The organism is Paracoccus sp. IB05 (assembly GCF_016405985.1).
GTDB lineage: Bacteria > Pseudomonadota > Alphaproteobacteria > Rhodobacterales > Rhodobacteraceae > Pseudogemmobacter.
Genome location: NZ_JAEFCF010000035.1, coordinates 44848 through 55053, shown reverse-complemented (window position 1 = coordinate 55053; position 10206 = coordinate 44848). Strand labels below are relative to the sequence as shown.

General features: G+C 59.5%; 8 protein-coding genes and 2 pseudogenes. 8 read left to right on the top strand and 2 right to left on the bottom strand.

Going from position 1 to position 10206, the window contains the following annotated elements; all coding sequences use genetic code 11:
• The first annotated feature begins 251 nt into the window (after nt 1–251).
• Complete coding sequence (locus tag JC607_RS19310; RefSeq protein ID WP_198838512.1) at nt 252–1205, top strand: DUF1403 family protein; 954 nt, start codon at nt 252–254, stop codon at nt 1203–1205.
• Between the two features lie 2 nt (nt 1206–1207).
• Entirely contained in the window at nt 1208–1867 is a 660-nt protein-coding gene (locus JC607_RS19305) for an SMC-Scp complex subunit ScpB (RefSeq protein ID WP_198838511.1), read from the top strand.
• Nucleotides 1868–2088: 221 nt separating this feature from the next.
• Here JC607_RS19305 and JC607_RS19300 read toward each other — a convergent pair whose 3' ends face one another.
• Nucleotides 2089–3093, bottom strand: coding sequence for a zinc-binding alcohol dehydrogenase family protein (locus JC607_RS19300; protein ID WP_198838510.1), 1005 nt, complete (start codon nt 3091–3093; stop codon nt 2089–2091).
• 101 nt (nt 3094–3194) lie between these two features.
• Between JC607_RS19300 and JC607_RS19295 the strand changes: the two genes are divergently transcribed.
• The 4 genes from JC607_RS19295 (at nt 3195) to JC607_RS19280 (ending at nt 7999) form a co-directional block, all read left to right on the top strand.
• On the top strand, nt 3195–3566 hold the full coding sequence (locus tag JC607_RS19295; RefSeq protein WP_198838509.1) for a helix-turn-helix domain-containing protein: 372 nt from the start codon (nt 3195–3197) through the stop codon (nt 3564–3566).
• A gap of 301 nt (nt 3567–3867) precedes the next feature.
• Nucleotides 3868–4950, top strand: coding sequence for an ATP-binding protein (locus tag JC607_RS19290; protein WP_198838508.1), 1083 nt, complete (start codon nt 3868–3870; stop codon nt 4948–4950).
• A complete protein-coding gene (locus tag JC607_RS19285) occupies nt 4856–7321 on the top strand; it encodes a S8 family serine peptidase (protein ID WP_198838507.1) in 2466 nt (821 codons plus the stop codon). The genes JC607_RS19290 and JC607_RS19285 overlap by 95 nt, the downstream gene beginning before the upstream one ends.
• A 105-nt stretch (nt 7322–7426) precedes the next feature.
• Complete coding sequence (locus tag JC607_RS19280; RefSeq protein ID WP_198838506.1) at nt 7427–7999, top strand: hypothetical protein; 573 nt, start codon at nt 7427–7429, stop codon at nt 7997–7999.
• Between the two features lie 249 nt (nt 8000–8248).
• Here the strand turns inward: JC607_RS19280 and istB are convergent.
• A pseudogene (istB, locus tag JC607_RS19275) lies at nt 8249–8506 on the bottom strand (IS21-like element ISPve1 family helper ATPase IstB); the annotation flags it as partial.
• Between the two features lie 27 nt (nt 8507–8533).
• On the opposite strand from istB, the pseudogene JC607_RS25500 reads away from it, so the two are divergent.
• A pseudogene (locus JC607_RS25500) lies at nt 8534–8776 on the top strand (SMC-Scp complex subunit ScpB); the annotation flags it as partial.
• 260 nt (nt 8777–9036) lie between these two features.
• A complete protein-coding gene (locus tag JC607_RS19270; protein WP_198838505.1) occupies nt 9037–10143 on the top strand; it encodes a Fic family protein in 1107 nt (368 codons plus the stop codon).
• Nucleotides 10144–10206 lie beyond the last annotated feature (63 nt).

The window sequence follows — 10206 nt, the reverse complement described above, 5'->3', positions numbered from 1 at the left end:
ACCGGCGCGTCCAGTCTCATGAATACCGCGCCAGAATCTCATGAACCCCGGCATGCTCTTCGACGAAGTGCTTGAATCTCACGAATTCTGGCCATCCGACACATTTGGGAGGTTCTGAAGAGCATCTCTCTATAGAAGAACAGAACGACCGATAATGCAATCTTATTGGACATCTTTGTGCGCAGACATGCGGTGCGGTAATTTGCAATAATACTGGCACAAAGCGCACATCGGCGCTAGCCTACGGGGCTATGAACAAGAAGATTGAACCTGCATGGGGACATCATTTCGACGCCTTCCAGGTTCCGGCCTGGGCGGTGCCGAAGGGTGCTGTCTCGACGGATGTCGAGGCCTCCTACATGGCAGGTAGCGCCTTGTCCGCACTGGATAATCTGGTGCGCAGCGAGGCCCCATGGAGCGGGGCATGGCGGCATCGTCTGGCGCTCAAAGCCGCAGCGGAAACGGTTCGGTTGCTGGGGCGGCGGGAAGACGAAAATGCGCTGCGGGACGGCTGGTGCCTGCAACCGTCCGGAAGCGAGCCCGGACCGGCAGGAAATGTACTGCTGGCCTGGCGGCGGGTGTGTCGGCGTTCTGGGTCCTTTGACGATGAGCGGTTGCGCAGCACCGCCGGGCTGCTCGGCGTCAGATGGACGGAAGCGCTCGGTGATCTTCCCGAGGTACTCACGGAACTTTTGGGCTTCCAGGCGCCAGCCCCGGTCACAGCTGCCAGGGTAGCGACAGCGATCATGGCGCGGCAGGCGGACGCAGAAGCTCTGGCCTGGTGGGCAGCTGATCTTGCGCTTTCGATGCGGATGCGATGGTCTTTGCCGGTCCCGGTTCTAGCAACCCAGATCCATGCTTCTTTCATGCGTTCGGGTCCTGGACAGGGGCGGTCCCGGCCAGGCGGTGATGGTTTCGAGCGCGCGATCTTTCTTGCGACGGCGAGTGGTGCGGCCGAGGCTTGTCGGCTGGCAGCCGGGATGGCCGTGATCGCGCAGCGCCTGGATCAGATCGAGCCGAAACTTCGGGCCAAGGGCGCCGGCGAGGTGCTGGCTCTGCTGCGCGGTGATGATGCGGTATCTGGCTCCTGGAGTTCGGCGAAGATGTCCCGCTGGGCGAGCAGGCGATTGTTCGAGCGGTTGATGTCGGAGGGTGCGGTGCGCGAGCTGAGCGGCCGTTCCGGCTTCCGGTTGTTCGGGCTCTGACCATGGCGCGCTCGGAAGGGATTGCTTTCGACACGGAACTCGCGGATTTGCCGCAGGCACTGCGCTGGCGAACATGGATGGGTCGGATCGAAGCCGTCCTCTTCGCCTCAGCCGAACCCGTCGGGCGGGATACACTGGCCGGGATTGTTGGGCGCGAGTGCAGCATCGATCTGCTGATCGAGGACATCTCCAGCGAGTTGAACGACCGGCCTTACGAGATCGCCCGGGTCGCTGGCGGTTGGCAGTTCCGCACGCGCACCGGGTTCTCAGATGCAATCCGGGCCGTGCGTGGCAACCCTGTTGAAACGAGACCGCTCTCTCCGACTGAGGGGCTGGTGCTGACGGCGATTGCTTATCTGCAGCCGGTGACCCGCGGCGAGATTTCCCGGATGATGGGGCGAGAGGTAAGCCGGGATGTGATCGGCCGCCTGCACCGCAACGGGTTCATTGCCCGTGGTCCGCGCAGTCCCGAGCCGGGTGCGCCCTATACATATGTGACGACTGCGGGGTTCCTGGAGCATTTCGGGTTGGACACCTTGCGGGATCTGCCGGACATGGAGGCGCTCGAGGATGCGGGCCTGCTGCAAAAGGACGGCGGTGGTATTTCTGACATGCTGGTCTTCGGAGAGGAGCGCGAGGCTACGGAGGAAGACACACAGTAAGTCAGGGGGATCTGTCCGTTCCTGCCGCCAGGGGATTGCTGAAGGTCTCGGGATAGGCGTGCTCATCTGTCCAGCAACGTGGATGGTTTCAGTGGGATCGAGGCTTTCAACCTGTGCTGAAAAATGGCCAGGCAGTGAAAGCCATGCCGGTTTTCACTGCTGGATACATTGTCAGCGCAACATCAAATCGACAGCCCTGTTCGACCGGCTCACGGTTGGCCCTACCACCCTTCGAGCACGATTTTCCCGCGCGCCTTGCCGGTCTCGATCAGGGTATGCGCCCTTGCCAGATTGGCGGCGTTGATAGGAGTCAGGACCTCGGTCACCGTGCTGTGGATCCGGCCAGCATCTGCCAGCTTCGCCACCTCATCCAGCAGCTCGCCCTGTTCTCCCATATCGGCTGTCTGGAAGATGGGTCGGGTGAACATCAACTCCCAATGCACCGAGACGGCCTTGCGTTTGAAGGGCAGGATGTCGAGCGCCGCCGGATCGTCGATCAATCCGAAGCGGCCCTGCGGCGCGATCAGATCGTTGATCCCGGCGAGATGCTGATCAGTGTTGGTGGTCGAGAAGACCAGCCCCGGCGCGCCGATCCCGAGCGCCCCGACCTGCGCGGCCAGCGGTTGGCTGTGGTCGATCACGTGATGCGCGCCCAAGTCCCGCACCCAGTCGCGCGTCTCGGGGCGGGAGGCGGTGGTAATCACCGTCAGATCGGTCAGCGCCCGGACAAGCTGGATGCCGATGGATCCGACACCGCCCGCACCGCCGATGATCAGCACTACATTGGCGGCCCCCGGCACCGGGCGGCGGATGTCAAGCCGGTCGAACAACATCTCCCATGCGGTGATCGCGGTCAGCGGCAGGGCGGCTGACTCGGTGTCGCTCAGGCTGGTCGGCGCATGACCGGTGATCCGCTCATCGACCAGATGGAATTCGGCATTGGTGCCGGGGCGGGTGATGGAACCGGCATAGAATACCCGGTCGCCGGGGCGAAATCGCGTGACTGACTCGCCGACCTCTTCGACGACGCCGACCGCATCCCAACCAAGGATCTTCCATTGACCCGGTTCCGGTGTGGCTCCTGCGCGGACCTTGGTGTCTACCGGGTTCACCGAAATCGCACTGACCCGCACCAGCAGGTCATGACCTGTGGCGCGCGGGCGCAGCAGGTCGATTTCGGTCAGAACCGATGCCGGGCCAGGTGTCTGGTATCCGATGGCTTTCATGGGGGCCTCCTTGTGCCACTGTCTGGCCCGGAAGCTGCGCCCGTGATACGTTCAGCGCAATATGCACAAATATCGCCTATAGTATCAAAAAGGATACCGTGATGGCCAAGGTCCGCCATTCCCGCTTTGACTGCACGCCCGGCTGTTCGGTCGAGGCAGCGATTGCGCTGATCGACGGCAAGTGGAAGGCGATCATCCTGTTCCATCTGCAGTCGGGCACCATGCGCTTCAACGAAATCCGCCGGCAGATCGAGAATGTCACACCCCGGATGCTGACCAACCAGCTGCGGGAACTGGAAGAGGACGGGCTGATCACCCGCAAGATCTATGCTCAGGTGCCGCCGAAGGTGGAATACAGCCTGTCAGAGCTTGGCCGCAGTATGGAGCCGATCCTGATGGCGCTGAAAGTCTGGGGCGACGCCAATATCGGACTTTACGGTAAGCCTGAGGTCCGCAATCACGGTGCCGCCTGACTCCGCATCGCCCGTGCCCTGGGTCCGTGTCTTCTTAAGCTTGGGGTGCTTGTTCAATCCTGCGGATCCGCAGAAGTTAGAAGATGCGGTTATGTTAGGGGAACCGCTTCAAGTTGAGTGACCGCGCTCCCCCTCCTGATCATGATCCGCATGTTGCCAGTATGTGCTGCACGAAGAGGGGCTTGAGCCCCGCCATGCGTCGGGCTACATGCCGATTTTTCTGGTCCGCTGAGTGATTTATGTATAGAATCTCAACGTAACAAACGTCGATAAAAAATCTCGAAGAAAGAGTAGCTTAAGCGTGGCATCCGCCCAGCAAATCATCGGCCTCGTTAAGAGCCACGCGGAGGGAGACGCCGATCGTTTTTACGATCTGGCGATGCAACTCTCTGCGGCCGAAGAGCAGAAGGGACATACCCGGCTGGCTGAACAGTTGCGACAATGGGCTGAAGCTGGGCAAAAGCCGCCCGCGAATCGAGCCCCTGCTGTAACGCCTATCGCAACACCGCGCGGTGATCTGGCGGGGTTCCTTGCCGCGTCATATCCGACTGAGCGCCTCGTCGATGTAATCCTGCCGGACAGGATCGAGAGTGAACTCGCGCATCTCGTCGTCGAGACGCGAATGCGCGAAAAACTCGAGGCAAAAGGGTTGAAGCCACGGCGGCGTATTCTCCTCTCCGGCCCTCCCGGAACCGGTAAGACCCTGAGTGCTTCAGCGCTTGCCGGCGAGCTGCAGTACCCCCTCTTTTCGGTCATGCTCCACGGGCTGATCACGAAGTTCATGGGCGAAACAGCGCAGAAGCTGAAGATGATCTTCGATGCCGTCAAAACAACGCGCGGGATCTATCTCTTCGACGAGATCGACGCTTTGGCGGCGGCTCGTGGCGGTGAGAACGATGTCGGCGAAGCCCGGCGGGTTCTGAACTCATTCTTGCAATTCCTGGATGAGGATACAGGGCCTTCGATCGTCATCGCCACGACAAATCTGCCAGGAATTCTCGACCGAGCGGTACTGCGTCGCTTCGATTTGGTGTTGCCATTTGTGATGCCCGATGGCCCTGCGATTCGGCAGGCACTCGAACGCCGTTTGATCGGATTCTCACTCGCCCGCATGGGGTGGAAGCGGGTGACAGATGTTGCCACAGGCCTCTCAACGGCTGATGTTGTGGCGGCGGCGGAAGATGCCGCCCGGCGTGCGGTGCTGAACGATACTGACAAGATTGCGACACAGGATTTGCTTGATGCCCTCGAACGCCGAAGGTCGCTCCAAGAACTAGGGACCGTTGATAATGGCGCGAGACCTTCGGCACTTCCACCTTCGCAATCTCGGACAAACTCGCCCGTTCCAAGCAAAGGGCGGGGGCGGTTCCAAAAGACCAAGTGATGTCCCCAATCGTGCGGCTCACGCCCAAGCGTTACTTCAGGCCATCGACGCGCTGCCGGACATTCCGGCCGCTGAGCTTCCTGGCGTCTATCTGGAAGTCCGCTCCCGTGTCGATGAACGTCTGAAAAAGGAAAGCTTGGACGCCAGTGGCCTGATACTTCTTCGCATTGAAGATGCCCCTGTTCCCGGTGGCGACGAAGAGCGAGCGACGGTGTTTGCAACAGCCGCGGGTATCGAAAAGCTGCGTAGTAAGGTCGAGCAGTTTCAGAAAGAAGATACGCCTGATCGCGAGAAGGATGGTGAAATCATCCCGGGCCGCCCAAAGAATGCGGACCTGGTTCAAAGTATCGCGGCCATCACCGAAGCGGGATTGCGTGCCCTCTGGCGCAGCCCATCAGGCAAATTTCCTGCGGCGGATGTTGCGACCATCTGGGAGGTTTGGCTCGAACCTCTAATGACCGAAGCCTTCGTCGCGGCTGCGCCAAACTATGGTGTGGTTGTGGGGGCAGATCGGCTGGAGTTTCCCGAAGATACAGTGGTTGTCGTCCAGGCTGACCGCACCCAACTCGCTCAGGCTGTGCGGCGGTTGGGTGGTGTACGCGCACTTGCCGCTCCGACAATCACCGCAGATTTCTTCGACGGTTTGCCGGTGGCTGAACAGGCACAGTGGGTCGATGAGCTTTCAGGTCGGACGACCTATGCTGACCAGCTCAATGCTGGTTACGTCACGCTTCTGGATACCGGTGTCAGTCGGTCGCATCCTCTCATTCAGCCGGCGCTCAGCGTGGATGATCGACATGCCGCGTATCCTGCCTGGGGATTGGAGGATGTGAAGGGCCATGGCACGGAAATGGCGGGGCTCGCGCTCTTCGGTGATCTGACGCAAAAACTCCATCAGATGAATCCTGTTGTGGTTAGGAACCGCCTGGAATCTGTCAAACTGCTGCCAGATGCGGGTGTGAACCCGCATCATCTTCTGGGCGTGGTGACCAAGCAGGGGATCAATACGGTCGAACAGATTGGCCCCCGACGCCGTACGTTCACCATGACGACGACGACGGGTGAGGATACGCCGCACGACGGAGCCCCGACCTCGTGGTCAACAGAAGTAGATCAGCTCGCCGCCGGTGTCTCTGGCGAAATCAGACAACAGCGCCTGGTACTTGTTTCCGCAGGAAATACCGACAACTTTACTTTTGGAGCAGGAAACTACCTCGACCGATGCGATCACGAGGACAATGAGATTGAGTCCCCGGCCCAGGCGTGGAACGTTCTGTCTGTCGGCGCCTTTACCGAGAAGACCGTATTACCAGATGGTGAACTGGCCCATGCGCTCGCACCATTCGGAGATCTATCGCCTGCTTCGCGAACTGCATCGTGGTCGTCACATTGGCCCATTAAGCCCGACGTTGTTCTTGAAGGTGGAAACTGGGCTCTGAGTGCAATGCCGCCACCAATGCGGCACGGATGGTTGTCTCTCCTTTCGACGCACCACAATTATCCTGCACGATCCTTTACGTTCACCTTCGACACCAGTGCGGCGACCGCGCTGGCAGCGAAGGATGTTACGGAGCTCTGGTCGGAGTATCCGGCGCTTTGGCCCGAGACAGTCCGTGGTCTCTATGTGTCTTCAGCGCGTTGGACACAGCAGATGCGAGCACATCTGCCGGTCCAGCCGAACAAGGGTCATTATACGCCGCTTTTTCGGCGCTATGGATTTGGCGTTCCGGACATGGCCCGTGCCCGCCGCAGCGCGTCGAACGCCCTGACGCTCATCGTGGAAGACACGATTATACCCTATGGGATCTCTGAAAAAACGGGCGGTGATATCCACAACGAGATGAAGCTGTTCGCCCTTCCCTGGCCCGTTGAGGCCTTGCGCGCGCTCGGCAATGCGGATGTGACTCTGCGGGTAGCACTCAGCAGCTTTATCGCTCCGAACCCGTCAGAAGCCTCGCGCGGCGTTCGGTATCGCTACGCGTCCCATAATCTGCGTTTCCAACTCAATCGTGCTGGCGAGAACGAAGCCCGATTTTTGGCTCGCATCAGCAAGGCGGCCGAACAGCCGGATGGCCCTGCTGGCGATGAGGATGATCTTTGGGATTTCGGTAGCAACCGACGCCATGTCGGTTCGCTGCATATAGATCAGCTGACGTGCAAGGCTTCCGATCTGGCGCGGCGTAACTTGCTCGCCGTTCATCCTGTCACTGGATGGTGGAAATCAAAGAAGATTTTGGCCGATGGTTTGCCATCTGTGCGCTATGCATTGATTGTCGAGATCGATGCAGGCGAGCTCGAAGCGGAGCTCTATGCGGAGGTTCAGGTTGCTGTCGAAGCAATTATTGCAGCCCAAGCGGCGATTGCGGTCTAGGCTGCGCACTTGCTCGGGCTACACTAAGGCAACGCGTTTCTGTTCTTCACAGTTCTAATATGGAAAACTGATGGGGCGGCCTAACGCCCTAGGGATGAGTTAAATATGAAGTACTGGAACACTGGGGATGCCGTCGTCGACACCATTTTTCAAAAACTCGAAGGGTTTGGCACTTGGCGCCCAGACAGCGATGCGGAGAGCACGAATCAGTTGCTGTCCGGAGTCATTCACATTCAAGAGATACTTCCTGGACTTGTTGCGAGACACTTTCGATTTCCAAATCTTTTTGTCGGCAGTGCGCATTTTTCGGGATCTCAGGATTATAGGAGCGAATTGATCCTCAAGATTACGAGTGCCATCAATAGTGGGCTGGAGACAGCTGCGGCAGATCCAGAGCTTAATCGCGATAGCAACCCTGACTTTTCTGATCGCCCGAGAAGCAAAGGTGAGGACATCCTCGACGCACTGGCAGATTTTCAGAATAATCGCGACCAGGCAGCACTCAGCCGGCTAAAGATGGCTGTCAGCCCAACCCATCTGCAGTCGCGTGTAAAAACTATCGAAATGCTGATGAACAGAAAGCGCCCTTACGGAAATCAATCGCCAGAGGTAGCCATGCTTTCCGAACTTGGTCGTCTGGAGTTCGAGGCTCGTGGGTATCATGGGCGGAAGGCATAGCGACCGAAGTCTGCGAGGTCACTCCGGTCTTCTTTGCGGATCAAAGCTGGCGATCTCTAAGGGTTATGGCTGTTCGCTCGAGGACGGGGACTGCTGTCAACGGCGGCGCAAGAGTCGGCCATGGCGGCGGAGCAAAACCAGGCTAGTTGGTGAGGATGTGCGCCATGGCGCGCGCTTGTCACATAGCTGGCGCGTGCTATGGCGCGCTGGCCCGTCAGGGCCAGTAGTTGTAAGATGCCTGGATCTTGATCAGCGCCGCTTGCGGGCAGTGCTGTTGGCGAGGCGGTAGCTTTCGCCGTTCATCTCGAGGATGCTGACGTGGTGGGTCAGCCGGTCGAGAAGCGCGCCGGTCAGGCGCTCCGAGCCGAATGTCTCGGTCCATTCATCGAAGGGCAGATTGCTTGTGATGAGGGTCGATCCGCGCTCATAGCGCTGCGAGATCAGCTCGAACAGCAACTCGGCACCCGTTTTCGACAGGGGCACGAAGCCGAGCTCGTCGATGATGAGACCCGCGGCGCGATCTCGCGACTGACCGGCCGCGAAGTGAGCCGTGATCTGATCGCACGACTGCACCGCCAGGCCCTGATCGCCCGAGGTCCGCGTAGCCCTGAACCCGGTGCGCCCTATACCTAGGTTACCACGCCGGGGTTTCTGGTGCAGTTCGGGCTGGAAACCCTGCGCGACCTGCCGGACATCGAGGCGCTGGAAGATGCGGGACTGCTGAAGCCGCAGGCCGACATCGCGCTGGATCTGCCGATTGCGGGCGAGGTCGAATAACCTTTCTTGCCCGCGTTCGTATGGGTGATCGGCTCGGGGTGGCTCATGCCTGACGATGACGAGTGGCAAAACTTCTCAGAACATCGAGACTGAGTGGAGGATTCGTAACATGCCGCCGGTTCAGGGTTCGCAGAAGACAAAGCAGATGAGCCTGCTCAACGCGCGCGGAAGCTCGGGTGATGTAGGATGATGCATAGATCAGCCTTCTATAACTCATAAAATTGCTATATTGTGAGCAATATACGGAGGCTCTATAACTCATGCGCTGGAACTGGACCCAGGAAGACTGGCCGCGCTTTCGATATGACGACGAGGCGATCAAACCACTTGAGGAGAAATTCCTGATCTCATCTGGCGAGATCGTCGGTGCTGTTCGCCATGTCACGGGCGATGATCGGGATCGCCTGCGGATCGAGCTTCTGAGCGAAGAGGCCATGCGGACAAGTGCCATCGAAGGCGAGGTTCTGGACCGTTCAAGCGTCCAATCCTCGCTGCGCCGCCAGTTCGGGCTGGCGATCGATGGCACGCTTGTGAAAGCACGTGAAGAGGGCATCGCCGAGATGATGGTCGATGTCTACTCGCGCTACGCCGAGCCGCTGGACCACGATACGCTTTGCCGCTGGCATGGGATGCTCTTGTCCCATGACCGACATCTTGAAATCGTCGGTGCTTATCGCAGACACAGCGATGCGATGCAGATCGTGTCCGGCCGTATCGACCGGCAGCGCGTGCATTTTGAGGCACCGCCATCCGCTCAGGTGCCTGCCGAGATGGACAGGTTTGTTGCCTGGTTCAACGCATCCGCTCCGGAAGGAGCAGCACCTGTCGCGGCGCTGACCCGGGCTGCACTTGGGCATCTGTGGTTCGAAAGTATTCACCCCTTTGAGGATGGCAACGGTCGTCTTGGCCGCGCTCTGGCGGAGAAGTCGCTGGCGCAGAGCATCGGCCAGCCCAGCCTGATCGCGCTGGCCTATACGATCGAACGCGATCGAAGGGCCTATTACGAGCAGCTTGAAACCCATCAGAAGGTTTTGGACGTGACGCCATGGCTTCTCTGGTTCGGCGAGACAGTCCTCAAGGCGCAGCAAGCAACGCTGGAGCGTGTCGCGTTTTTCATTTCCAAGGCAAGATTCTATGACCGGCTGCGGGGCAGGTTGAACGTGCGGCAGGCGAAAGTGGTCGAGCGTATGTTCCGTGAAGGGCCGGAAGGTTTCCGAGGGGGGCTCAGTGCCGAGACCTATATCTCCATCACTGGCACGTCACGGGCGACAGCGACTCGAGACCTCCAGGACCTCGTGGAGATGGGTGCCCTGACGCGAACAGGCGAGCGGCGTCATACCCGGTATTGGTTGCATAATGCGGGATAACTGGCTGTTCATTGGGGAAGGGCAGGGTGGTCTTCCACGCAGACGCCGACATTGATTGGCCCG

Bases quoted from the DNA above. Each gene is read 5' to 3' on its own strand.
- JC607_RS19310 (WP_198838512.1), top strand. From the start codon at position 252: ATGAACAAGAAGATTGAACCTGCATGGGGACATCATTTCGACGCCTTC.
- JC607_RS19305 (WP_198838511.1), top strand. From the start codon at position 1,208: ATGGCGCGCTCGGAAGGGATTGCTTTCGACACGGAACTCGCGGATTTG.
- JC607_RS19300 (WP_198838510.1), bottom strand. From the start codon at position 3,093: ATGAAAGCCATCGGATACCAGACACCTGGCCCGGCATCGGTTCTGACC.
- JC607_RS19295 (WP_198838509.1), top strand. From the start codon at position 3,195: ATGGCCAAGGTCCGCCATTCCCGCTTTGACTGCACGCCCGGCTGTTCG.
- JC607_RS19285 (WP_198838507.1), top strand. From the start codon at position 4,856: ATGGCGCGAGACCTTCGGCACTTCCACCTTCGCAATCTCGGACAAACT.
- JC607_RS19280 (WP_198838506.1), top strand. From the start codon at position 7,427: ATGAAGTACTGGAACACTGGGGATGCCGTCGTCGACACCATTTTTCAA.
- JC607_RS19270 (WP_198838505.1), top strand. From the start codon at position 9,037: ATGCGCTGGAACTGGACCCAGGAAGACTGGCCGCGCTTTCGATATGAC.